This is a genomic window from Paenibacillus graminis (assembly GCF_000758705.1).
Lineage (GTDB): Bacteria > Bacillota > Bacilli > Paenibacillales > Paenibacillaceae > Paenibacillus_AQ > Paenibacillus_AQ graminis.
In genome coordinates this window covers 5,982,291-6,005,653 of sequence record NZ_CP009287.1, presented here as the reverse complement: position 1 = coordinate 6,005,653, position 23,363 = coordinate 5,982,291, and the positions used below count along the sequence as shown (strand labels likewise).

The following is a 23,363-nucleotide window of genomic DNA, read 5'->3' as shown; positions in this document are numbered from 1 at the left end:
ACACCAAACAGCCGAAATCCTAACTCCAGGATCTCGGCTGTTTTTTATACGGGGATATGAAAACTCGATGCAGTAACCCTAGGATTCTTTAGGAATCAGTTCGAAGATTTTACCGGTTTCCAGTGCTTCGATCAGCTTCAGGAGCCAGCGGTAGTATTTAATCGCTTCCTCAATTTTGACTTCATCGGTACTTAGCAGCTGTTCCATTCCCGGTTCATCCGCATACTCACTTTTCATTTGTTTGATTTCGTTCAGTGATTTGCTGAGCGCGGCCATATTTCCTTCAACGGCTTTTCTCCATTTAATGGAGAAGTAATCACTGAAGTTCTGATGCCAATCGGGAACCACCTCGAACAAATCCTTCCGGGTGCCTTTTCCCCATACCTTGTCAATCATCTTCAGATCCAGCAGGGTGCGCACCCCTGTACTCATGGAAGTCTTGCTCATTCCCATAGTCCGGCTCAGCTCGTCCAGCGTTACAGGCCCCTGATTAAAGTACATATAACCGTATAAATGCCCAATGGACAGTGTTATTCCGTACAAATCCATATTTTTGCCGATGGAATCGATGACGCGCTCCCGGGCTTTGCTGATTCTCTCCACTTGTTCGGGCGCAAGCCCTTCTAAATCATTCATAAAGGTCCCTCCTGAGGTGTAGGCTAATGACTGCAAACCTCTATTGTGTATTGTAATCAAATCCCTGTGCAGAAGTAAAGAATTCATCTGGAACGGGATTTGCCGTTAAACGGAGTATTCTATACATAAAGTACGTAAAGTTAAAACTGTACACTAATTTTTAAGCGTATATGAACTTTGCGTCGTATTTCACATGTCCGTTACACTAGTTTGAGTGAAGCAAGACGAAAATCTGTTATACGGAAGAAGGAGGTCACCATGGCAATTATTGAGGTGAAGCAGCTTACCAAGGTATTTGGTCATGATGCGGTACGGGCTCTTCCATTACTTGCGCAAGGATGGTCCAAAGAGAAAATTGCCCGGGAAGCCAAGCTGACGGTTGGAGTCAACAGGGCGGACTTCCGCATCGAAGAAGGAGAAATCTTTGTCATTATGGGGCTGTCGGGAAGCGGCAAGTCCACTCTGGTCCGGTTATTGAACCGTTTGATAGAGCCTACGGGGGGACAGGTGCTTTTTAAAGACAAGGATGTCGTCAAAATGAATCCCGAACAGCTCCGCCAGTTCCGCCGCAAAAATATCGGAATGGTCTTCCAGAAGTTTGCGTTGTTCCCGCACCGATCGGTGCTGGCCAATGCCGAATATGGTCTTGAAGTGCAGGGGGTAGAGAAAAAGGAAAGAACCCGGCTTGCCATGGAGGCTCTGGAACTCGTAGGCCTTAAAGGCTGGGAGCATCACCGTCCCGATCAGCTCAGCGGAGGCATGCAGCAGCGGGTGGGCCTGGCACGCGGCCTTGCCAATAACCCGGATATTCTGCTGATGGATGAGGCTTTCAGTGCGCTGGACCCGCTGATCCGCAAGGATATGCAGCAGGAGCTGCTGGAACTGCAGTCCAAAATGAAGAAGACGATTGTATTCATCACGCATGATCTGGATGAGGCCCTGCGCATCGGCGACCGGATCGCCTTGATGAAGGATGGCGTAATTGTACAGATCGGCACGCCGGAAGAGATTCTGATCCAGCCTGCCAATAAATATGTGGAACGGTTTGTCGAAGATGTTGATCTGTCCAAGGTACTGACCGCAGCACATGTGATGCGCCAGCCGGAAATGATCCGGCCGGAGCGCGGACCGCGCGTTGCGCTGCAATTGATGCGGGACAGCGGCGTCTCCAGTCTGTATGTTGCTGATAAAGAAATGAAGCTGCAGGGAGTGGTTACTGCGGAGGATGCGGCGCAGGCGCTCAAGGAGAACCGGACGATTCTTGAGGTCATGCGCAGAGAGATTCCCCGTGTATCTCCGGATACACTGCTGAATGATCTCTTTGAACTCATGTCAGGGACGCATCTGCCTGTTGCAGTTGTGGATGAGGCGGACAAACTGAAGGGCATTGTTATCAAAGGGGCCGTGCTGTCTGCCCTGGCAGGCAATGCGGTTCCGGAAGGAGAGGGCATACGATGAATATTCCTAAGCTGCCGCTTGGCAAGGCAGTCGAATGGCTGGAGAACTGGTTAACCACCTACCTGGGTCCGTTATTCGACTTCATTCATGCGGTCATCGGCGGAATGGTGAACGGCATCGAAACAGCGCTCACTATTCTTCCAGCCCTTGTGTTGATTATAATTATAACCGCTTTGGCATACTGGATCGGCAAATGGCGTATGGCACTCTTCGCGCTCGCCGGGCTGCTGCTGATTGACAATCTGGGTCTATGGGGTCCATCGATGCAGTCACTTGCGCTAGTATTGACGGCCTCGGTGCTGGCTGTGCTGATTGGCGTTCCGCTTGGGGTGCTCTGCGCGCAGAGCACCGGGGTCCAGAATACAGTGACACCGATTCTGGACTTTATGCAGACCATGCCGGCATTTGTCTATCTGCTGCCCGCAGTGTCATTCTTTTCACTCGGGGTCGTTCCGGGTGTCATTGCTTCAATTATTTTTGCTATTCCACCTACCATCCGCCTGACCAATCTGGGTATCCGCCAGGTATCCCCGGAGCTGGTGGAAGCGGCTGATGCGTTCGGCTCCACTTCGGGCCAGAAGCTGTTCAAGCTGCAGCTGCCGATTGCCCTGCCGACAATCATGGCCGGCGTTAACCAGACGATTATGCTCTCCCTGTCCATGGTCGTCATCTCGTCGATGATCGGGGCGCAGGGCGTTGGCGCCTATGTATACCGGGCAGTGTCGCAAGCCAAGACCGGCGCGGGCTTTGAAGCGGGGATCGCAATTGTCATTATCGCGATACTGCTTGACCGCCTGACTCAGAAACTGGTGAAACCAAAAAAAGGATAGGAGTGTTATTGATATGAAGAAAAAATCATGGGGAATACTAATGCTGATATTGCTCACAGCGGTAGCCGCCGGATGTTCATCCAGCTCGTCCAAGGCCAACCAAACGGTGAAGCTGGCCTATGTGGCCTGGGATTCGGAAATTGCCAGCACTAATGTAGTCAAAGAGGTGCTTGAATCGAAGCTGGGTGCTACTGTAGAAATGCTGCAGGTGGATGCCGGCCCGATGTGGGCCGGGATTGCCGACGGCAGTGCCGATGGCATGGCAGCCGCCTGGCTGCCGAGCACACATGCTTCTTATCTGGAGAAGTACGGACAGGATATAGAGGACCTGGGGGCCAACCTTGAAGGGACCAAGACCGGGCTTGCCGTCCCTTCCTATATGAATGTAAGCTCCATTGAGGATCTCAAGAATGCCGGTGTGGCGAAGTCCCTGAACAATCAAATTATCGGAATTGAGCCGGGTGCCGGCATCATGACTGCCAGCCAGAAGGCCATCGATGCTTATGGACTAAGCGATTACACACTGCTGGAGAGCTCTTCGGCGGCGATGGCACAGGAGCTGCAAAAAGCTTATACAGACAATAAGCCGATTGTCGTTACCGGGTGGACGCCACATTGGATGTTTGCCAATATGGATCTGAAGTACCTGGATGATCCCAAAGGCGTCTATGGCGGGGCGGAGCAGATCCACACCATGGTACGCAAAGGCCTGAAGGAGGATATGCCGGATGTATACCGTTTCCTGGATCAATTCCAGTGGACGCCGGAGGATATGGAACAGGTAATGGTCGAAATCCAAGGCGGCAAATCCCCTGAAGATGCAGCGAAAGACTGGGTTTCGGAACACGAGGATCAAGTGAACACCTGGCTCGCCGGAATAAAATAAAATCACTCTGCGTGAGCTGCAGAGTTTTGCAGCAGCTGAAAATGTGTGCTATGATGAAGGAACATAAGGCTACAATTCTGTAACCTGTACGCTGATTATCATGTTCCTTTCATACACACATCTTATAAGCAGATCTATTCTATAAACACCCCGTGAGGGGTGTTTTTCTTGGAAATATAAAGAATTTGTAATTTTTTCGCCTGGGCTGTCACTTCTTATGTGCAAAAGGATGTAATAGGCATTGACGGTGGTTTTCGGAAGAAGAAAGGAGGCTGCTCCATGACAGAGACCATCAATGCCTGGATCGACTGGCTGCTGCAGTTATTTGGACTCAGCGGACCGTATATTCTGCTGGTCACCATCCCGCTTACGGTGCTGCAGAGTCTGTTCGGATTTTTCCCTTTGGCGGTATTAATTGTTCTGCATGTATCTGTATTTAATGTAATTGGAGGGATGCTTGTCAGCTGGCTGGCCTGTAATATTGGGGCGATGCTCAGCTATTTTCTGTTCCGCCGCTTTCTTTTTGACTGGTTCGACCGGAAATGGCGTTCCAAGCTGAAGCGTTATGACAAATGGCAGCGTTACCTGGACCGCTACGGCATCTGGACACTGGTGCTGCTGCGCACGGTCCCGATCATGCCCAGCAACATCATCAATTTCATGTCGGCGGTTTCGCCGATGAAGGTCCCGGCATTTATTTGGGGGACGGTTCTTGGCAATCTTTCATACATCTGGCTGTTCGGAACGATCGGCTCGACACTGATTGTCTCCAGAGAGGAATGGAACGGCTTCCTTCTCTGGTACGGAGTGTTTGTTGTAATTCTTATCGGAATCTTCATCCGTCTCCACTGGGGACATCTGCAGGAGGATAAGCGCAGCCGGATGGAATAGCGGATGTTGTGTCCTTATCTACAAAAAGGACGTTGCCTCCTGCCATTCGCTGGAGGTTGCGTTCTTTTTGCTTTTGCTGCAGTCTGGTCCCCACTTTAGGGGGTTATTTTGTGCGTGTCCCGAATAGCCTATAGTAACCGGAGGCGGCTAGACCTCCGTGAAGGTCGGGAGGGACAGAGGGCATGGGCAGAATCAAAAAATGGGGGAGCCGGAGCGCAAAGGTCCCCAATCTGGGACGGCTGCGGCTGCCCAGGCTGGGTTGGGGGGGCATTCCGGGAGCAGCAGGACGCAGCCCGGCATTCAAGGCCAAACCATCTAAGGAAGGAATCCCTGTACTTGCTGGACGCAGCCCGGCATTCAGGGCCAAACCATCCAAGGAAGGAATTCTGGGACCTGCTGGACGCAGTCCGGTGTTCAAGGCCAAGCCTTCCAAAGCGGGCAGCCGCTTGTCCGGTCAGGGCTTACGGTATGGAAAGCCGAAGGGCAGGAGATTTTTGCGCCTGCCGGGCAGTGGTGAAGGGGAGAAGGCTGGAGCTGGTTCTTCAGTACGGAGCCAGAAGCCGCGCAGACGGGGCAGGTTCTGGCTCATTCTCAGCCTGGTGCTCGTTCTGGCAGTGCTGCAGAGCCTTCGTTATGTGGAGAAGCATTTGAAGCCGCCTATTCTTCATTTGGCACAAATCCGTGTCAAGCAGATTGCTACCGAATCGATCAACAAGGCGATCACCACCCAGGTGGCCGATACAGGGAACGCTGAAGCGCTGATTGACTGGAAAACGGACAAGGAAGGCAAAATATCGGGCTTCATGCTCAATTATAAGGAGCATATGCGCATTACGTCACAGGCGGCAGAAGTGATCCAGTCCACACTGCAGGAGCTGCATAACCAGACGGAGCGTATTCCGCTTGGTCAAGCGCTGGGAAGTTCGCTGATTGCTTCCTTTGGTCCGGATGTGCCGATTAAGATTGAACCACAGGGTGCGGTCAAGGTGGAGCTGAATACCCGCCAGAAGGATGCCGGAATTAATATGATTCTGGTGGAGGTATACATTCATATTGTCACCGAGGTAGCCGTCATTATCCCGTTCGATATGGAACCGCAGGTAGTGGATACCGAAATTCCCGTTTCCTATCTGATGGTGGTCGGTGATGTTCCTATGTACTACTATGATAACCAGGGCCAGCCTGTCGGAGACAACGGCAGCAGCGCGCCGGGAATTGCCATTCCTGCACCTTCCGTAGACGGGAATAAGGCGGGGACAACGGTGCCTGACAGCAGCAACGCCGAAACTGGCAATTCTCCGGGAGAGGCTACCCCTTCTCCGGATTCAGGTGCAGCGGATACTGGCCATACGGAGGAGGAAACAGGCAGCTCTTCCCCTGAAGCGGGGGGCGAGTGAAAGCTTATACAAGTTCGTTCCGCTTATTGGATATGAACAGCGGGCGCTGCTGCAACCATTCCTGACTGGAAATCCCCTGATAAAGAGTGGTGCCGAGATTATCTCACAGGGCAGGGATACCTGCGGCAAACCGCTCATACACTTTAGGTAGCATTATTTTTACCTAATGGAGAGTGAGCCCTAATGTCAGATTCTAAGCATTCTGTCAGGAACGAGCGTCTGGCAGGCAGATACAGCTACCTGGAGCGGGAAGGATTGCTTCCGCTGCCGGTGCAGGATGGCATAACCGTGGTGGTGGAGCTGCGTTATGCCGCGTGGGCCGGGGAATGTCTGAACCTTCTGCAGCAGCACTCCGGTGCTTCGATTTCGTTGATTGGGGTTGCCATGGATACGGATTTTCCGCTGAAGCCGTTGGCGGAGGCTTTTCCCGGGGCAACCTTTATTCCTTATGAACCCGGAAAATATGGGGTGAACGAGGCGTTGGCTTATGCCGGGACCTCTTTTGTCGCGCTGATTGAGGACAGTGTGATGGTGACTCCGGGCTGGGTTGGCAATCTGCTGTGGCCGTTTGTCGATGACCCTTCCGTCCAGGCGGTTGCTCCCCGCTCTTCAACTGAACTGGGTGAAGCCAGGGAGCAGCTGCATTTCGGCACTGAACAGGAATTGTCTGCTTATGTCACCCATTCGCTGGGACGGCGGCAGGGCGAATGGCATGAGGCCGCCGTACTGTGCGGCTCCTGTCTGGTCTTCACGCGGGAACTGCTGCAGCGTATCGGCGGGTTCGATTCCACGCTTGTCAAGCGGCAGCTGATGGTGGCCGACTGGTGCCTGCGGGCCCGTCAGCGGGGTGCCCGTCTGGTGCTGAGCGATGCTATGTACGTTCACTCCCTGCAGCCGCTTCCGGAAGCCCATGCAAAAGCTGAACATGACGCTATACAGGATGGAGTTCAAGCGTATCTGGCCAAATGGGGTCTGGACCACAGTGCTGTGAACGTGGAGGAAGGGATTCTTCCGATCCCTTCAGATGTTTCAGTTCTGCCGCCGAGGCCAGGGATAGCGCTGGAAAAAACAGCAGCAGCACCGGTTCCGCTTGTCACGGCGGTTGTCTATTCTGAGAGGCGGCTTATGCTTACGCCGGAAGAGTCCTGTGAATCCCAGAAGAGGCTGCAAGGGCAGCAGAGCTACGGCAACATCCGCTGGGTATGGATCAGGGACAGCCGCAGGGATGCCCTCCCGGAATTTCCGGTACGGGAGCAGGATGCGGTCATTGCAGTTCAAGGCGAGGACTCCTGGCTGCATGCTCTGGAGAATGTCGCCGCCTTATATGGCAGCGAGATCGTAGTATATCTCTCTGCTTCTGCAGATTACGACAGTCATTATGTGAAGCGGATTGCCGAAGCTGTCCTGCATGGTTCAGCCGACCTCGTGGTCAGCCGGGCGGCTTCTGCAATGGAGGAGCCTGCACCACATCAGGGGTTGTCTCCCCTGCTCCCGCTGAAGCTGCCCCTGGAGCGGATTGCCCACAGGAGTGGAATCGTCCCGGGCCGTATCACCAGACAGAAGGTATCCGGTCACGGCCTACAACTGGAGCCGCAGCCCTCCCTGGCGATTGGATATATAGGCGGTCCGCCTGAAGCGAACATCCTCCCCCGGCGTTCTGGCGGGGAGGTCCGGTTATGAATTACTTGATTCTCAGCCATGTCCCTTGGGAGGATTATCCCTATAAAAGACTGCTGGATCTTCTGCCGGAACGGGCAGAGGTCTGTTTTGCCGGCGGGATGACCTCCGATCAGCAGGCTGGCAGCGGGGTCCGCCCGGTGTCCCTGGCGGAATTAAAAACTCTGGATGGCAAGGGGTATACCATACTTGTCTCTTCGCCCTATTGGCTGCAGGATGTGCTGGCTCTGAAGCCGGGATATATAGTGGCACTGCTGGAGCCGTGTCCCGAAGGCGAGGATAACGCGATGTGGGATAAATACAGCGCCCTGCTCGCCGCCAGGGCAGATCTGGTGGGTACAGCTTCGGAACGGTTATATCTGGAGCAGAATCTGTACAGACCAAAGGTGGTTTATCTCGGCGGGGATCATCCGTTGTCCTGCGGTCTGATCCGGCGGGGGGACCGGCTGTTTTTTTTGACTGACTATGAAGCCATCTGGACCCGGGCGCTTACAGAATTGTGGCAGCCTGCTTCTCCCGGGGCAGGGGGATGGCTATTCACACAGCACCGCCTGAGAGCGGATTTCTACGTATCCACGTGCGGAAAGCTGCCTGCCCAGCCGACGGTGCATTATCTGGCTGCCACGTATTTGTATTTGCTGGGAGATGAAGCCGCCGGGCGTTATCTGGCAAGATCTTTTGAACTCATGCTGCTTCATGATTATACCGATTGCCTGCACTCCCATTACCGTTTTTTTTCGGCAATTGAAGCGAAGAAGGGCAATCTGGACCTTGCTGTCGCCCAGTATGAGATCACAGCGTTTACCGAGGAAGAGAGAAAGACAGCCGTGCAGATGCGGCAGTGGCTGGACAACGGGCAATTCGAACTGCTTCAGGCTGAAATTTACCGTGTGAACGAGGACATCGCTGAGGCTGTCCGGATTCTGGAGAACTTGTCCTGCCCCGAAGCGCAGCCGCTGCTGCTGCAAAATTACATCACCTCCTTTCAGTGGGACAAAGCGCTGCAGATCCAGCGTGAATCGGGGCTCAACGGCGGCGAGGCGGGAAATATTCCACTGCCGGATGGCGCAGTGCTTCCAGGCAGTGCGGTGCATCCCGCAAGCGCGGTGCTGCTGGCCGGGACGGAAATTCCTGTATACGGCGGCATTCAGCTGCCAGTCATTGAAGGTACGCTGCATCTGCTGCATGGCAGAAGACATGCGGCAATCCGCAGCTTCCTGCGGGTGGCAGGAGCAGGCGGGGAAGCCCGCACATTATTCGCAGAGATGGCTGACCTGGAGGAAGCGGTAGGCCGGTTAAAGGGGGAGGACCGATGATGAACAAGGGGAGACCGCTGCGCAAAACCTCCGGGAACCGCCTGACCGCCATGATGCAGGTGCGCAATGAAAACGGCCGCTATTTGGAACAGGTGCTGGAGGAGCTAAGCGGTTTTGTGGACGATATCGTCATCGTGGATGACGCCAGCACGGATGGCACGGCGCGTCTGTGCGAGTCTTTTGCCAAAGTTACAAAGCTGGTGACGCTGGGAGAGTCACGGTTCAACCGGGAGTGGGAGCTGCGGCGGACCTTGTGGGAACTGGCGGTGTCGACGGAACCGGACTGGCTGCTGTCCGTGGATGCCGACGAATTCTACGAAGAAGAGGCCAAACAGGAAATGCGCCGCCTGATAGATCAGGATGTGTACGACTGGGTGGCCTTCCGGCTGTATGACTTCTGGGGCGGCACTACGCATTATCGGGAAGACGAACACTGGAATATCCATACCAAACATACCCGGACGCTGGTCCGTTATCTGCCGCAGTATTATTATTTTACACCTCAAATGGATCATCATGTTCCCCGTCTGCCGCTATCCTACGCCGTTCTGCCGGGGTTCCTGACCGAGCTGCGCGTGAAGCACTACGGCTGGGCACTCCCGCCCGAAGCCCTCCGTGAGAAATATGACCGCTACATGGAGCTGGACCCCGAAGGGAAATGGGGCAGCCTGGAACAGTACGCCTCCATTTTGGATGAGAATCCCCGTCTCGTGGAATGGCAGGAGCGGCGGGGGCTCGGCAGACCGGAATAGCGGTTGGATTTCAGTGGCAGGGGACGAGATAATATTTTATTCCCGGATGAAGTAATCTTGTTCAATAACTTGAGCGGACGCTATTGGGTTATAGGTACTTGATCACTCCATCTGCTTCAGCCTCAACTCAATGCACGAACCAAACCATCGGGCTCTATTGCTCCAGCTGGTTAGGTGGAGAAAGTATCGCTAATTTGCTTGAGCATCAAGCAACCTGGCAGGTGAAGTGGAAAAAGGTACACTAATTGAGCTGTTTTACTCCAGATAAGGGAAAATTGCTGAATTAAGTTTCCTTTTTCCATTTTAACCTCGAGATTGTTAGTTTCTGAGGAATTTAAGCTCCCTTTTTCCACTATGGCTTGCTACCACGGAGCTGTTTTGCTGGCAGTCTATCCTACATATTCATTTCACTTTTATATTTGCATCCTCTAAGGTGGCGCACAGCGCATGGGTGTCTATTTCACATTCTGCAATCTAAGGGTGCCTGAACTGGGAATCGGTTGTACTCCTTAAGCTGTTACCGCATTTCCTGCCCCTTAACCCCTACTGCTTCTCACACTTTTCGTACTCTCGCATACCTCTCATTTCCGTATTTTAAAAGCCGTCTCGGAGGCTGCGGCCCTATCCAGCTCCAGCCTGGCAAGGTGGAGATAGCTTAGCGGCAGCCCGATGCGGGAGGGTTCATGCCCTGGCGTACCGGCAAGCATATGCTTGAACCATTCAGCAGCTTCGCCATAGTGGCCTTTATCAAACAGCATCTCCGCCAGATAAAAGGAAACCTTTCCCCCGCTTGCTGATCGGCAGCCAGGGTAATTAAAAGTTCCCCTGCTTCTTTCAACGGTCCCGATTCATATAAGGCTTCTGCCCAATCCGTCCGGTGTTCCGGAAAAAGACCGGCCAGCTCGGCAGCCAGCCCGAAGCAGCGCAGCTTCACCGCCTGCCGGACCAGCTCCGCGATAATCTGGGGCAGGTTCCCGGCCTCGCCCGGCATGGCTAGAGCCGTATTATGCTGTGTCAACTGTTCATGGACAAACAGCAGCGCAGAGCGCAAGGATTCCGGTGCGTCTGCAAATTGCAAGCGCTCTGCCTGCGGCCTGTTATCCTGCCAACGGCAAATGGCTGCAATCATACACAGACGGCGTTTGGTATCCGCATCCTTAGTTGCAGAATTGACTGTTGAGGTTTATTTTTCTTAAAATAGGATAAATAAGGGCATGCTACATAATACCTTCAGGCTCAATCATTCAGTGAAAAGAGGTCAAATATGGAGAGGTGTCTGTTCATCCATGGCTTTACGGGGGGTGAGTATGAAATCTCGCCGCTCGCGCAATTTCTGGAGCGGCATGATTGCCATGCCAGAACGTTTACACTCAAGGGGCATGGGGGCAGCCGGAACGATCTGCTGCAATCCGACAGGCATGAATGGCGGCAAAGCGCCGAAGATCAGCTGCAGGATCTGCTCCTTGGCGGTGGGGGAGTGCATCTGATCGGTTTTTCGACCGGAGCCCTGATCGCTTCCCATTTGTCGGTACAATATCAAGGCCGCATCAAGTCGCTTACCCTGCTGTCCACACCTGTCTTTCCTTTGAATCTGCTGGAGATTGCAAGAACCCTGGGCAGCCCGGTTATGGTTAGAAACTACCTTAGCAAATTCGGAGCGACCCCGGCGAAGGCCACCAAGGAATTCTTGCGTCTGGTGCGGGAGAGCTTCAATATTTATCCGCAGATTGAGATCCCGACTCTGATTGTCCAGGGCCGGAGAGATCATCTCGTGAGAGCCAAAAGCGCGGCTTATCTGCAGCGGACAATCCCCTCAGGAAGCAAGCGGGTATTAATGGTAGAGCGAAGCGGACATATGCTGTGCCACGCTGAACACAGCGGGCAGATGATGAATGAAGTGCTGCAGTTCATACAGACCTCCGGCCGTGCTGGACTGAATTGAACTCCGTCAGAAATGCCTGTACACGGCAAAACCTCCTTCACAACAAGCGTGGAGGAGGTTTTTTAGCGTGTCATATTCCGTTGACATCCCTTAATCGGTGTGATAGTTTCTATTTAGGGAAACCGGTTTCCCTATCGGTGTCTATGCTCTTGAAATTCTGCATGTGGATTCCCGCGGAAGGAGTTCCGGCGCCAGCAGCAGCTTCTGAACAGATTCATTTTTGCCGCCAATCCGTTCCATTAACAGTTCTCCGGCAGATACGCCGAGATGGAAGGTATCCAGATTAAGCGAGGTTAACGGAGGTGTGGTATAGCGGGACAAGGGATAATCATCAAAGGTTGCAATCCCAAGCTCTGCTGGAACCTGCACCCCAAGCTCTCTGGCAGCCAGCAGCACCCCATAAGCTGCAAAATTGCTCATACAGATTACCGAGTCCGGCGTTGTCTCGCTTAACAGCAGCTGCTTTGCCGCTTGATAGCCAAACGCCTCTTCTGCTTCGCCATTAATAATCCATTCTTCGCGGAGCGGCTTGCCAGCCTGCCCAAGCACCTGCCGGTAGCCGTTCAGCCGCCGGATGAAGAGCGGGTCTCCCTCGCATCCGCCAATAAAAGCCACCGCAGAATAGCCCTCCTCTAGCAGATGGCTGGTGAGCATTCTGCCGCCGGCTTCGTTGTCGAAGTCGACCCAGCATCCGGATGCTGAAATCTCTCCCAGCGAGATATAAGGAAACTCAAGATGGTTAAGCTGGGTGCACAGCTCCTCTGTCAGGACCGAGGTGTTGGCGATAAGGCCATCCACCTTTTTGCTTCTGACAAGCCTGTGCAGGAAATGGCCATGAGGGTGATTGTGCTCGACATTGGCAATGGTCAGCTCATATTTCAAGGAGCCGATTACACTCTCAATTCCGCCGATAATGTTGTAGAAGAACTGGTTCAGGAATTCGCTGGACTTGGACATATCGATTAACAGTCCAATATTGCTGCTGCTCTGCCGGGCCAAGCCTGTGGCGATGCTGCTGGGTGTGTAATTCATCTGTTTCATAATTTCTCTGACCTTTTGTTTGGTTTCCTGCGAAATTTTTGGTGAATCATTCAGCACCTTAGATACAGTGGATTTGGCTACCCCCGCCGCAATGGCGATATCCTTAATCGTTACCTTCATATGTTTTCCCTCACGGTCCTGACGGTTTTTTTTGAATGATTAATATTCGTTAATCAAGATATAATCCCATCATACAATAAAAGGAGCTTGTATAATATGATTCGTTGGTTTCTATACCATACTGCTGAAGATCCCTTTGCCTTTCCGGTTGGTTCCGGCACTTTGAAGCTGCGCCTCTTTGTGCAAAATGGCCAGCAGCTGTCCTGCACTGTGATTCACTCCGACCGCTATGACTCGCCGGGGAACGAAATTCCGCTTCCGATGGAACGGATCGGCTCTGCCGGAGCTTATGAAATCCACGAGGCTGTTATTCAGTCGGAAACCGGCAAATGCAGATATTTATTCCATGTCGAGAACCCTGCCGGTGAATATGTATGGTACGGGGAGCGGGGGCTGTCTGAGAACAGGGAGCACGCAGGCTCTTTTCAGTATGCTTACATGCACCGGCCGGAAGCGGTTAAGCTGCCCTCCTGGAGCTCCGATGCGGTTGTCTATCAGATTTTTCCCAGCAGCTATAACGGAGGAACCCTGAAAGGAATAACAGAAAAAATCCCCTATCTGCACCAGTTGGGGATTACGGCCATGTACATGACGCCGATTTTTGATTCCCCCTCCGCGCACAAATACAATACCTCGGATTATTACAAGGTTGATCCTGCATTTGGCAGCACGGAGGATTTAAAGGCATTGGTGGATGAAGCCCACCGCCACGGGATCAGAGTGCTGCTGGATGCTGTGTTCAACCATTCCGGAGATAATTTTTTTGCCTTCAAGGATGTGCTTGAGCACGGAGAGAATTCCCGGTACAAAGACTGGTTTGTAATTCATTCCTTTCCGGTAGTGCAGACGCCTTCCCCGAACTATGAGACCTTCGCCAAAGCGGAAGCGCATATGCCCAAGCTGAATATGGATAACCCCGAAGTGGCTGATTATATGATGGAGGTCTCCAAGCATTGGGTGCGGGAAGCGGGGATCGACGGCTGGCGTCTGGATGTGGCCAATGAGGTATCCCCAAGGTTCTGGACGCGGTTCCGCCGGGAGCTGAAGGCCGAATTTCCCGAACTGCTGCTGATCGGTGAGATCATGCATGATTCCGGCCCTTGGCTGAGGGGCGACCAGTTCGACGGGGGCATGAATTATGTGCTGCGCGACGCAGTGCTGGAGTTTTTTGCAGAGCAATATGCAGGACCAGTGCGCTTTATGGAACAGGTGTTACATCAGGAGGCGTTATGTAATGATCAGGCAAATTCAGCCATGTTCCAGCTGCTTGGCAGCCATGATACGCTGCGTTTTCTGACGGCCTGCAAGCAGGGGGGACGGGGCTGGGATCATGAGAACACAGCCATTCAGCGGATGCGGCTGGCGGTGTTTTTCCAAATGACCTATATCGGGATGCCGATGATTTATTACGGAGATGAAGTGGGCATGGAGGGAGCAACAGATCCGCACTGCAGAATGCCGATGGTGTGGGAGGAGCAGGAGCAGAACACGGCGCTTCATGCCTGGTATACCCGGCTGATTTCATTCCGGAAACAGTATGAGGTGCTGCGAAAAGGCGCTTTCCGTCCCTGGTTCACGGATGAAGCCCGTAATGTTCTCGGCTATATCCGGTGCAGCGGTCAGGACCAAATGGGGCTGTTGATCAATAATTCCCCTAACCGCTACCAGCTGGAGCTTAGCCGTTTCCGTTCTGACGCCAGCGTTCTGACTGACCTGCTGACCGGAGCAACCTTTCCCGGCACCGGACGTCTTCTGGTGGAGATTGAACCCTTTGGCTGCCTGATGCTTAATTAGAATAACTTCAACCCCTTCGGGCGGATAAAGCACCCGTTAGGGGCGGGGAGATTCTTTTGCGGTGAAGGCAAACTGCTGCTATTTCTTTTTCCTCAAGGCCCGGTATTCCTGGGTTTCCCACTGCTTAAGCAATGGATAGGGATCGAAGGCCCATTCGGTAATCCCGCGGTCACGGTAGATGCCATAATGCAGGTGAGGCGGGAATTTGCCTTGAGTGCCGGGTTTGCCGTAGCCGGAACTGCCGACCCAGCCGATCGTCTGGCCTGGAGCCACTATATCACCCCGGGAGAGGGATTTTTCGAATCCGGCCAGGTGGGCGTAATAATGGTAGCGGTTTTCGATATCGCGGATACCGATCCGCCAACCGCCATAGCGGTTCCAGCCCTTGGTTTCAACGATGCCGAAGCAGGTGCTGCGCACAGTCATGCCATGAGGTGTGAACAGATCCGTCCCTTCATGGATACGTGCTCCGCCCCAGCTTCTGCCTGTCCCCCAGGTGCTTCTGTAGGAATAAGTCTTCCCGACCGGCAGCGGAAAAGCACTGCCCGATAAATCAAGACGTCCGAAATGCTCATACAGCTTGGCGAACTGCTCTATCCGCAGCGTGGCCCGGCCGTTATGGTAATATTCCCATACACCAATATTGAAATCGCTGGAGGAGTCGCCGTATTTCATCAGATGACTTGCCATACTGTAGAGCACATCGGCATCATTCTCGGGATCGGCTAAGCCGTCGCCGGAGCCGTCTTTTCCAAATCCGCCAAAAAAGCTGATGGATTCCGGCGACTGGTCTGCCTGATCCGGATTCAGCGGCCCGCACCACACTGGCGGGGGAAAGCTGATTCCGGTAAGGCGTGATTTGGCTTGGTCTTCAGTCCCGCTTTTCTTCTTGGCAATCGTCCGCTCATACTGGTCGATAGCGGCGAAACGGAACCAGGCAATGCCGGTAGCCGCGCTCATTTGATCATAAAGCTCCTTACGGCTGGCAGTGAGATTCCCCTTGCCTGAAGCTTCACCGCTGACTGCAGGCAGGTTATTCCCTGCGGCGGCGGCCACAGCATCGCTATCGCCCCAGAGCATGGCGGCGGCCGACAAGCAGAGCACTGTTTTGCGTATTGCAGCAATTCTGAATAGGGCCAGCATGTTAACAACCTCCTTGGTCCGTGTGCTGATTTTTTATAAATGATGAAGTTCTTTATCGAAGGGCACCCCGGACGGGTGCTTTTCTTTTAGATTGAAGCAAAAGGCCTCTTTTTATCCGTTCTTGCTTAAAGGTTCACAAAAGCGGGCAAATGGCCCTTGCACATGCTATAATATGAGGCAGCAAACTTTTAAGGGTGCGACTACTATTCAGGCGAAAGCGGGGTTCTCCACTTTGACTAATAATCGAACAGCCAAACAACCCAAGCCAGACTGGATCAAAATCAAATTAACGACTGGTGATAATTATCAGGAAATTAAAGGCATGATGCGTTCCAAAACCCTGCATACCGTATGTGAGGAAGCGCGCTGCCCGAATATCTATGAATGCTGGGCCAACCGCACAGCTACTTTTATGATTCTGGGTGACATTTGCACCCGGGCCTGCCGGTTCTGTGCCGTGAACACCGGCCTGCCTACCGAGCTTGATCTTCAGGAGCCGGAGCGTGTGGCCGAGGCTGCCGAAAATATGAAGCTTAAGCATTGTGTTGTAACCAGTGTGGCCCGGGATGATCTGAAGGATGGCGGCGCAAGGATTTTTGCCGAGACCGTGGCTGCAATCCGTAAGCGGCTTCCGCTGTGCAGCGTAGAGGTGCTGATTCCAGACTTCCTTGGGGAACGGGACAGTCTGGAAATTGTAATGAATAGCAAACCGGATATCCTGAACCACAACATTGAGACGGTGGAGCGGATGTCCGACCGCGTGCGGGCCCGGGCCAAATACCGCCGTTCCCTGGAGTTGCTAGGCAGAGCAAAGGAGATCAAGCCGGAGATTCCGACCAAATCCAGTATTATGCTTGGCGTAGGTGAGGAATGGGATGAGATTCTGCAGGCGATGGATGACTTGCGTGCGGTGGATTGTGATATATTGACATTAGGCCAGTACTTGCAGCCCTCACCCAAGCACCTGAATGTTGAGAAATTCTATACCCCTGAGGAATTTGCCCTGCTCAAGGAAGAGGGACTGAAGCGCGGGTTCAGCCATGTGGAGTCCGGTCCTCTGGTGCGCAGCTCCTATCATGCGCATGAGCAGGTGAAGTCGGCTACGGCTGCCCGCGAGGAACGCAGCGTTTCTTTGTAAGCTGCAAATTCAAGGTATAAATTTGTCCCGTGACGGAGTCACAGTAGGGTTTAGTCTTTAGGTTTAGTCCTCCCGCGTTGAGGGGGTCATGGAGAGGGATTTTGGAATTGGAGGAGCGTCAGCGTCCGCCTTTGTTATCTGATTTCAACCGTCTAGCGTATCAATTGAAGAAATCAGACAACAACAGCGGCCGGAGATCCAAAACCCGCAGAATGACGGGTTATCTTACGCCACCCTCTCTCATCATATTGAAAGGCAGGCGACAAACGCTTGATCGTTATAGGTGGAAAGGGCTACGAGCTCGTATTGGATCACAAAGACGGCTGGAACCCGGAGGCGTTTCGCGGAAGATACAGTGAAGTGCTGGACCGGTACGATTACATTATCGGTGACTGGGGCTACAGCCAATTGCGCCTGAAAGGCTTTTACCGGGATAATCACCCGAAGGTGAACCGGGACACAGCAATTTCTGGCATGGTGGATTACATTAATGAATACTGCAATTTTGGCTGTGCTTATTTTGTACTTCATAAATTGAAGGAAACGCCGAAAGAAGGCAGCTTCAAGGATATTTTAACCAAAGAAGTCCCTGAGCCCGGAACAGACGATGAAATGGAGCAGGCCTCCGCAGAACCGGTGGTAACAGCCAAGGTGCAGCGGGACCCATCTTCCAGGCCCTCTAATTCAAATCCGGCAGCCCGTGACAAAAATGCGGGGGCCACAGCCAAAGAGAATGGGGCAAAGGATAGACCTGTCCGCGAACATCAAAGCCGGAATCACCGCAATAAAGAGAATCAGGGCAGAAGAAACAACAAGGATTCCCAAGGCAGACCACCGCAAAACCAGCCGCAGAATCCTTTGAATTAAGGCCTTAAAAAGGCTGGTAATCTAAAAAAAGGTGTCTGGGCAGCCAGTTTGCTGGCTTCCGGGACACCTTTTTTATGATTAAGGAAATTATGAAATTCCTTAAGTGCCGTTGTTGGAGCACCGCCGGGCGGCAGGCAAGAAAACAACGGCAGAACTACCGTTGTTGGAGCACCGCCGGGTGTTGCCGGTGTCCCGCCAAAAAACGGCTGCACCCTCCTTAAATGGACGGTGCAGCCGTTTAGCACTCTGTTACTTTACACTTAGCTTTAGTTGATTCTGCGATGCGTTGTAGCTCCATACCAGAGATGGGAACTTTTGCTGAAAGGCTTTTACATCAATGAACGTCTCATTGTTCTGTGACAGGGCCTCTTTGGAAGCCAGGGCGAACCCGGATACCTTGCCTGTGCCGTTTGTGACGAGCACTTTTTTGTTCTTGGCATCCCAGGAGACTTCGCTCTCCAACAGGGCAGCCAGCACGCGCGAGGAAGCGTAGATCGTATTTCCTTGTTTGATCAGTCCGACATTTCCGGCAAAAGGACTGCCGTTCACATCAAGAATATGATTGTCGCCCGAAGCTGTCATTCTGTTCATTCCGGCAATTTGCAGGGCGGTGATCAATTGTGCCGTTTTGCCTTGGACTTCAATGTCCGGGGCCAACCCGATATGGTTGAAGTCCTCTTTGCTTGGCGTCAGATATTTCTGTGTCGTCAGCTTTAGTTCGGCCCCATCCGATACCGGAATCAGACTCTGAATCCGTGCTTTGCCGAAGGAACGTGTGCCCACTACCGTTGCCAGCTTATTGTCGTGAAGGGCACCGGTAAGCGCCTCGGAAGCACTGGCGGTGTATTCATTAGTCAGCACTACAACCGGCACTCCAATTTTGCTGCCATCGGTAATGGTTACCGGGGTTAAGACTCCGCTCTGGTCGGAGGTGTACATCATAATGCCCTTGTCCATAAATTTGGCAGCAATGTTATAGGCGGAATCCATGTAGCCGCCCGTATTGTCCCGCAGGTCGAGCACCAGGGATTTCATGCCGCCGGCACGCATTTTATCTAGTGCTGTTGTGAACTCCTCATCCGCATTTTGCGTGAAGCCCCCAATTGAGATATAAGCTATATTCTGTCCAAGCATTTTGCTGGTTACTGAGGTGGAGGCCATCTCGCTGCGTTTGACGCTGAAAGTTTTCAACATCCCTTTTCTGCTGACGAGCAGGGATACCTTGGTGCCCGCTGTACCGCTCAGCTCATCGCCTTTGGTGTTTTCGATTTTTACACCGTTAATTTTGAGAATGGTATCGCCGCGCTTAAGGCCGGCTTGTTCTGCCGGAGAACCGGCCACAACTTCTTCAATATACAGTTCTTTGGCGGTGTAGACCATCCGGATGCCGATGCCGACATATTCAAGATCGACCGCATGGCTGAACTCAGCAGCCTCATCCTTGTCGAAGTACTGGCTGTAGGGATCGTTGAGGGTGTTCACCATGCCGTCAATCGCTCCGCGGATCAGTGTGTCCTGATCGATTCCCTCCACATTATATTGCTCCAGATACTGCATAATTTCGTTAATCTGATCCGTGGAGGCAGCCGCTTGTGCCTGGTCTGTGCCGGACGCCGCCTGAGAACTGTCCGCTGCCAGAGCAGCGGGAGCCAGAATAAGCGATACAGCCAGACAGCCGCTGAGGGCCGCAGTGATTACCTTGCCTGATTTCATGATTGCATACACCCTTTTTTATATGATTTATTAGGAATTACTTTTTATCGGAATAGGAAACTATGTAAGAATCATCGATGGTCCATTGACCACTGCTGGATTTGGAGAAAATAAAAATAGAAGATTGCGTATAGTCCTTACCTGAATCAGCATCCTTGACAGAAGACTCCACATATAGGGCAGCCTCATCCGGAGTATAATAGAAGATATTGGAGCTATTGGGCGTGTCAGTAAGATTATAGCCATCAAAATACTCGGTTAGGGCATCTTTCATGGAAGCTTCATATTCTTCCCCGTAGTAGGTAAGCTGGGCAAGGGTGCCGTCCATATTTTTGGCGTTTCTGGCTGCGTAATACTTGCTGAGGCTGTCTTTAATAGCGGAATCGTCGCTTTGTGGAACCACGGCGGCCGTTTTCCCTTGTTCAGGTGTAAGCAAAACAGAGCTGTCCTGTAGCTCGGAGCTTTCGATTTTCCATACTCCATTCTTGCGGACGAGGGTATGCAGGTACTCATACCGCTCATCAGGCAGGTAATCTCCTCCCTTGCGCACAGATTTCTCCACGGTATGCACAACGGCTTCATTGCCTTGAAGGGTCAGGATATCGAGGCTTTCGATGGTGTTGACCATATCATACCTTTTGAAGTATTCCTTCAAATTGTCAACCGAACCGGCAGGGACTGAATTGAAGGCGACGAGCGAATAGTAGCCTGATGCATTCTCGGAATTGAAATATTCATTGGATAAATGCATAAGGTCTGTAATTTGCTGTTCACTGTTATCTTGGGCTTTGGGGGTATCAATCTTTACGCTTCTGCTGGCCGCATCCCAGACAGCTGTACCTCCGGTAGCCTCGGCCACGAAACGCAAGGGTATGTATGTGGTGCCGCTGATGGAGCTTGGAGCGGTGGCCAGCTTCTTGACCAGATTGTTAACCGTTGCCCGGCTGCTGCCGATTTTTAGGCTGATTGTAAGGCTGGCGCTTGTTCCGGTGACGGTTCCTGTCTTGGCATCCCAGAGCACGTTCAATCCCATTTTTTCGAAGATGACACGAAAAGGAACAAGAACAGTATTGTTCTTCAGATACGGAGAACCGGCGGTGAAAGCAACATTGCTTCCATTAATGTAGACTTTGATCGGTTTGTCTGCGGCAAAAGCGGGAACCGCCAGCATGAAAGCCAGCAGACTTATGCCCATGAGCGACAATAATTTCTTCAACAATGGTTCTCTCCTTTAAATAACAACTCTTTGTAAAATAGGTTCATTATACCATCGAAATTTTCTTGCTGTCTATCCATTCATGTAAGCTTGCGCAGATAAAATGAAAATATCTGAAAATGCATGAGAAAGCCGGAGATGGTCCGCATCCCCGGCTTTACTCCCTGTGGTGGGCGGTTCTCTAAGAGCCGCCTCACCTTATATGATTTTGGATGGAACCTGCTAGATCAGGAATGCTTCACGGACCCGGTTCCAGAAGGGAAACGGGCGGTATCTGGCAAAGCTAATTTTTTTGTCGGATACCTGGCAGCGCACGGAGATCAGATCATCAACGGGTATGTTGTTATGGTCTATCGTTAACAGCAGGCGCTGGTCCTTGCGTGAAAATATATCGCAATGATGGTGCTTGGGCAGCAGCAGCGGCGAGCCCATCGTGCGGAAAACACGGTTGTTAATAGAAGCAATCTCGGCAATCTGCAGGGCTTCAATAGTGGGGTGCACCATGGCCCCGCCAAGGCTTTTGTTGTAGGCGGTGCTGCCTGACGGTGTGGACACACAGAGGCCGTCGCCCCGGAACATCTCGAAGGTCACATCATTGATGTCTACCTGAATCACCACTGTTCCGTCCACACCCTTGAGTGTGAACTCATTTAGGGCAATATGAGAGCTGGAGCCGGATTTCTTGTGGATTTCCAATTCGAGCAGCGGGTATTTGACGATACGCGGCTTATGCGGTTCGGCGCTGCCGGCTCCACACATGTAATCAGCCAGGGCAGGCAGCTCGTCTGCCTTCCAGTCCGCATAGAATCCCAGATGCCCGGTATGGACACCCACAAAAGCCAGATTGGGAATCTGGTCGATAAACGTGTGAAAAGCGTGCAGCATGGTACCGTCTCCGCCAATGGAGATGACGATTTCCGGAGATTTGGCATCCAGCTCCAGATTCCGCTCCGCTGCCAGCTTGTGAAATTGCTCCGCAAGTTTGATGGACAGTTCGTCACCGCGGTCCAGAACATAATATCTCAAGATGTATAGGCTCCTTTGTATGTTTCAGTCATACACCGATCATAATCAATCTGGACCAGGAACACAATATTTGAAGTGGTAAAAAGTCATTGCCGCCGTCCTGGACGCGGGATGCGGTGAAGCAGCATCACCAGCAGCGAGAGCAGCAGAGCTGTACCGAGCAGCAGACCAAGCCAGCTTAGGCTGGCGGCAAACCCGGACAGCGGGGCGGCGGAAAAGCCGGCAGCGGCGGTTGCCGAGCTGTGGTCCAGACCGGACCCGGAGCCTGCAATGGGCTTCCACAGCAGGAGCACAAGTCCTGCCGACAGGAATGCATGGACCAGCCTGGCAGCCAAAAAGGGCAGATAGCGGAGTCCTGTTCCGTTCAGAATGCTGGCTACCTGTGCGTGCACGGATAAACCGCCCCAGGAGAGGACCCAAGCGGCTGCGGCTACTTTGAACTGCAGGGGCACCGGGGCGGCAGCAGCACCGGCTGAGCGGGTGCCCAGCGTTACCTCAAAAAGTCCGCTGACGAGCGCTGTGGACAGCTCTGCAGGGAATCCCGCCAGCGAGAGCAGCCCTCCTGTAAAGCTGAATAGTGCGGACATAATTCCGGCCCGGTCCATCAGCTCCATCAGCACATTGAAGAAGACAACGAGCCCGCCCACAACAATAATGAGCTGCAGCGAAGACTGGATCGCTCCCTTCAGGAGTTCGCCTACACCTCGTCCGTCCCGCTGTCTGGCTTCCGCCATGGAACGCAGGGCCAAGCGGAGCCTGCCTGCGCCTTCAGCACCTTTAGGCAGCTGTGGAACTATATGCGGGACAGACTGGGGCGGTCCGGATGGCGAATTCTTTGGTCTGCCGTGAAACGACATCAGCAGTCCTACAATGAGCCCTCCACCGTAATGGGCGAGCGCAAGAATCAGCCCCAGAGAAGCATCGTGAAAAAAACCTACTGAGACCGCGCCGAGCAGGAAGATCGGATCAGATGATGTGGTGAAGGCCACGAGACGTTCGCCTTCTACCCGGCTCAGCAGCCCTTGCTCCCGCAGCTTTGCGGTTAATCTGGCGCCGACGGGGTATCCTGAGACATAACCCATAGCCGCCACAAAACCTCCGCTGCCGGGAATGTTAAAAAGCGGACGCATCAGCGGATCAAGCAGGGCGCCGAACAGATGGACTACCCCGAAACCCAGCATCATCTCCGAAATCACAAAGAACGGAAACAGTGAAGGGAACAGCACGTCCCACCAGACGGATAACCCGCGGAGGGCTGCATCCAGAGAACTAGCCGGGTTCATCATCATCAGCAGCATACATCCGGCAAGAAGAACACCCAGCAGCGGGCTGTAATTTTTTTTCAGAATCATGGTCAACGCCTCCCGGTATATGGATAGATGTATGCAAAAACAGGGACAAACAGCACAAAAAAAGTGAGAAAGCGGTTACATTTAACTGTGCTTTTTGACTGAAATTATGGTATTATAAAATTAATTAATGCACACCTAATAAGGGATGGAGTGATGGTGATGAGTGTA

Annotated in this window: 21 protein-coding genes; 12 read left to right on the top strand and 9 right to left on the bottom strand. The window is 52.8% G+C overall.

What is annotated here, in order from left to right:
- Nucleotides 1–78: 78 nt before the first annotated feature.
- The gene (locus tag PGRAT_RS26010) at nt 79–636 is read right to left on the bottom strand and encodes a GbsR/MarR family transcriptional regulator (protein WP_025708473.1); all 558 of its coding nucleotides are present in this window, start codon (nt 634–636) and stop codon (nt 79–81) included.
- A 258-nt stretch (nt 637–894) separates the two neighbouring features.
- Here PGRAT_RS26010 and PGRAT_RS26005 point away from each other — a divergent pair, with 258 nt between their 5' ends.
- The 8 genes from PGRAT_RS26005 (at nt 895) to PGRAT_RS25970 (ending at nt 9,843) form a co-directional block, all read left to right on the top strand.
- The gene (locus PGRAT_RS26005; RefSeq protein WP_025708472.1) at nt 895–2,094 is read left to right on the top strand and encodes a quaternary amine ABC transporter ATP-binding protein; all 1,200 of its coding nucleotides are present in this window, start codon (nt 895–897) and stop codon (nt 2,092–2,094) included.
- On the top strand, nt 2,091–2,924 hold the full coding sequence (locus PGRAT_RS26000) for an ABC transporter permease (protein ID WP_025708471.1): 834 nt from the start codon (nt 2,091–2,093) through the stop codon (nt 2,922–2,924). Before PGRAT_RS26005 ends, PGRAT_RS26000 begins: the two co-directional genes overlap by 4 nt.
- A gap of 13 nt (nt 2,925–2,937) precedes the next feature.
- Nucleotides 2,938–3,810, top strand: coding sequence for a glycine betaine ABC transporter substrate-binding protein (locus PGRAT_RS25995; protein WP_025708470.1), 873 nt, complete (start codon nt 2,938–2,940; stop codon nt 3,808–3,810).
- A gap of 279 nt (nt 3,811–4,089) precedes the next feature.
- Nucleotides 4,090–4,701 carry a TVP38/TMEM64 family protein gene (locus tag PGRAT_RS25990; protein WP_025708469.1) on the top strand — a complete coding sequence of 204 codons (612 nt, stop codon included), beginning with the start codon at nt 4,090–4,092 and terminating at the stop codon, nt 4,699–4,701.
- 182 nt (nt 4,702–4,883) lie between these two features.
- Nucleotides 4,884–6,098 (top strand): sporulation protein YunB, encoded by a 1,215-nt coding sequence (gene yunB / locus PGRAT_RS34530; RefSeq protein ID WP_025708468.1) that lies wholly within the window; start codon nt 4,884–4,886, stop codon nt 6,096–6,098.
- 183 nt (nt 6,099–6,281) lie between these two features.
- Nucleotides 6,282–7,778, top strand: coding sequence for a glycosyltransferase family protein (locus tag PGRAT_RS25980; RefSeq protein WP_025708467.1), 1,497 nt, complete (start codon nt 6,282–6,284; stop codon nt 7,776–7,778).
- A complete protein-coding gene (locus PGRAT_RS25975) occupies nt 7,775–9,091 on the top strand; it encodes a hypothetical protein (protein WP_042267448.1) in 1,317 nt (438 codons plus the stop codon). The genes PGRAT_RS25980 and PGRAT_RS25975 overlap by 4 nt, the downstream gene beginning before the upstream one ends.
- Nucleotides 9,088–9,843 carry a glycosyltransferase gene (locus tag PGRAT_RS25970; protein WP_238326881.1) on the top strand — a complete coding sequence of 252 codons (756 nt, stop codon included), beginning with the start codon at nt 9,088–9,090 and terminating at the stop codon, nt 9,841–9,843. The genes PGRAT_RS25975 and PGRAT_RS25970 overlap by 4 nt, the downstream gene beginning before the upstream one ends.
- Nucleotides 9,844–10,498: 655 nt before the next feature.
- Here the strand turns inward: PGRAT_RS25970 and PGRAT_RS25965 are convergent.
- The gene (locus tag PGRAT_RS25965; RefSeq protein ID WP_155990502.1) at nt 10,499–10,921 is read right to left on the bottom strand and encodes a hypothetical protein; all 423 of its coding nucleotides are present in this window, start codon (nt 10,919–10,921) and stop codon (nt 10,499–10,501) included.
- A gap of 186 nt (nt 10,922–11,107) precedes the next feature.
- On the opposite strand from PGRAT_RS25965, the gene PGRAT_RS25960 reads away from it, so the two are divergent.
- On the top strand, nt 11,108–11,785 hold the full coding sequence (locus PGRAT_RS25960; protein ID WP_025707681.1) for an alpha/beta hydrolase: 678 nt from the start codon (nt 11,108–11,110) through the stop codon (nt 11,783–11,785).
- A gap of 141 nt (nt 11,786–11,926) precedes the next feature.
- Here the strand turns inward: PGRAT_RS25960 and PGRAT_RS25955 are convergent, their stop codons facing one another.
- Nucleotides 11,927–12,946, bottom strand: a complete 1,020-nt coding sequence (locus PGRAT_RS25955; RefSeq protein WP_042267444.1) for a LacI family DNA-binding transcriptional regulator — start codon at nt 12,944–12,946, stop codon at nt 11,927–11,929.
- A 96-nt stretch (nt 12,947–13,042) separates the two neighbouring features.
- On the opposite strand from PGRAT_RS25955, the gene PGRAT_RS25950 reads away from it, so the two are divergent.
- Entirely contained in the window at nt 13,043–14,740 is a 1,698-nt protein-coding gene (locus PGRAT_RS25950; protein WP_025707023.1) for an alpha-glycosidase, read from the top strand.
- 78 nt (nt 14,741–14,818) lie between these two features.
- Here the strand turns inward: PGRAT_RS25950 and PGRAT_RS25945 are convergent, their stop codons facing one another.
- Nucleotides 14,819–15,883: a M23 family metallopeptidase gene (locus PGRAT_RS25945; protein WP_025707022.1), complete on the bottom strand. Its 1,065-nt coding sequence runs from the start codon at nt 15,881–15,883 to the stop codon at nt 14,819–14,821.
- A 232-nt stretch (nt 15,884–16,115) separates the two neighbouring features.
- Between PGRAT_RS25945 and lipA the strand changes: the two genes are divergently transcribed.
- Together lipA and PGRAT_RS32715 are read left to right on the top strand one after the other, a co-directional pair.
- Nucleotides 16,116–17,021: a lipoyl synthase gene (gene lipA, locus PGRAT_RS25940; protein WP_036705898.1), complete on the top strand. Its 906-nt coding sequence runs from the start codon at nt 16,116–16,118 to the stop codon at nt 17,019–17,021.
- Nucleotides 17,022–17,291: 270 nt separating this feature from the next.
- Complete coding sequence (locus tag PGRAT_RS32715) at nt 17,292–17,888, top strand: YutD family protein (RefSeq protein WP_025707020.1); 597 nt, start codon at nt 17,292–17,294, stop codon at nt 17,886–17,888.
- On the opposite strand, the gene PGRAT_RS33540 is transcribed toward PGRAT_RS32715, so the two are convergent.
- From PGRAT_RS33540 to ylbJ, 5 genes are all read right to left on the bottom strand, one after another.
- Nucleotides 17,885–18,100, bottom strand: coding sequence for a hypothetical protein (locus PGRAT_RS33540; RefSeq protein WP_156124080.1), 216 nt, complete (start codon nt 18,098–18,100; stop codon nt 17,885–17,887). The genes PGRAT_RS32715 and PGRAT_RS33540 overlap by 4 nt on opposite strands.
- A 37-nt stretch (nt 18,101–18,137) precedes the next feature.
- Complete coding sequence (locus PGRAT_RS25930) at nt 18,138–19,601, bottom strand: S41 family peptidase (protein WP_025707019.1); 1,464 nt, start codon at nt 19,599–19,601, stop codon at nt 18,138–18,140.
- A 37-nt stretch (nt 19,602–19,638) separates the two neighbouring features.
- A complete protein-coding gene (locus PGRAT_RS31895) occupies nt 19,639–20,817 on the bottom strand; it encodes a copper amine oxidase N-terminal domain-containing protein (RefSeq protein WP_025707018.1) in 1,179 nt (392 codons plus the stop codon).
- A gap of 222 nt (nt 20,818–21,039) precedes the next feature.
- Entirely contained in the window at nt 21,040–21,843 is an 804-nt protein-coding gene (locus PGRAT_RS25920; RefSeq protein WP_025707017.1) for an NAD kinase, read from the bottom strand.
- An 86-nt stretch (nt 21,844–21,929) separates the two neighbouring features.
- Nucleotides 21,930–23,195, bottom strand: coding sequence for a sporulation integral membrane protein YlbJ (ylbJ, locus tag PGRAT_RS25915; RefSeq protein ID WP_025707016.1), 1,266 nt, complete (start codon nt 23,193–23,195; stop codon nt 21,930–21,932).
- Between the last annotated feature and the right edge of the window lie 168 nt (nt 23,196–23,363).

Bases quoted from the DNA above. Each gene is read 5' to 3' on its own strand.
- PGRAT_RS25960 (WP_025707681.1), top strand. From the start codon at position 11,108: ATGGAGAGGTGTCTGTTCATCCATGGCTTTACGGGGGGTGAGTATGAA.
- ylbJ (WP_025707016.1), bottom strand. From the start codon at position 23,195: ATGATTCTGAAAAAAAATTACAGCCCGCTGCTGGGTGTTCTTCTTGCC.
- yunB (WP_025708468.1), top strand. From the start codon at position 4,884: ATGGGCAGAATCAAAAAATGGGGGAGCCGGAGCGCAAAGGTCCCCAAT.
- PGRAT_RS26000 (WP_025708471.1), top strand. From the start codon at position 2,091: ATGAATATTCCTAAGCTGCCGCTTGGCAAGGCAGTCGAATGGCTGGAG.
- PGRAT_RS25995 (WP_025708470.1), top strand. From the start codon at position 2,938: ATGAAGAAAAAATCATGGGGAATACTAATGCTGATATTGCTCACAGCG.
- PGRAT_RS25990 (WP_025708469.1), top strand. From the start codon at position 4,090: ATGACAGAGACCATCAATGCCTGGATCGACTGGCTGCTGCAGTTATTT.
- PGRAT_RS25945 (WP_025707022.1), bottom strand. From the start codon at position 15,883: ATGCTGGCCCTATTCAGAATTGCTGCAATACGCAAAACAGTGCTCTGC.
- PGRAT_RS25950 (WP_025707023.1), top strand. From the start codon at position 13,043: ATGATTCGTTGGTTTCTATACCATACTGCTGAAGATCCCTTTGCCTTT.
- PGRAT_RS25970 (WP_238326881.1), top strand. From the start codon at position 9,088: ATGATGAACAAGGGGAGACCGCTGCGCAAAACCTCCGGGAACCGCCTG.
- PGRAT_RS25930 (WP_025707019.1), bottom strand. From the start codon at position 19,601: ATGAAATCAGGCAAGGTAATCACTGCGGCCCTCAGCGGCTGTCTGGCT.
- PGRAT_RS25975 (WP_042267448.1), top strand. From the start codon at position 7,775: ATGAATTACTTGATTCTCAGCCATGTCCCTTGGGAGGATTATCCCTAT.
- PGRAT_RS25980 (WP_025708467.1), top strand. From the start codon at position 6,282: ATGTCAGATTCTAAGCATTCTGTCAGGAACGAGCGTCTGGCAGGCAGA.
- PGRAT_RS26010 (WP_025708473.1), bottom strand. From the start codon at position 636: ATGAATGATTTAGAAGGGCTTGCGCCCGAACAAGTGGAGAGAATCAGC.
- PGRAT_RS26005 (WP_025708472.1), top strand. From the start codon at position 895: ATGGCAATTATTGAGGTGAAGCAGCTTACCAAGGTATTTGGTCATGAT.
- PGRAT_RS25955 (WP_042267444.1), bottom strand. From the start codon at position 12,946: ATGAAGGTAACGATTAAGGATATCGCCATTGCGGCGGGGGTAGCCAAA.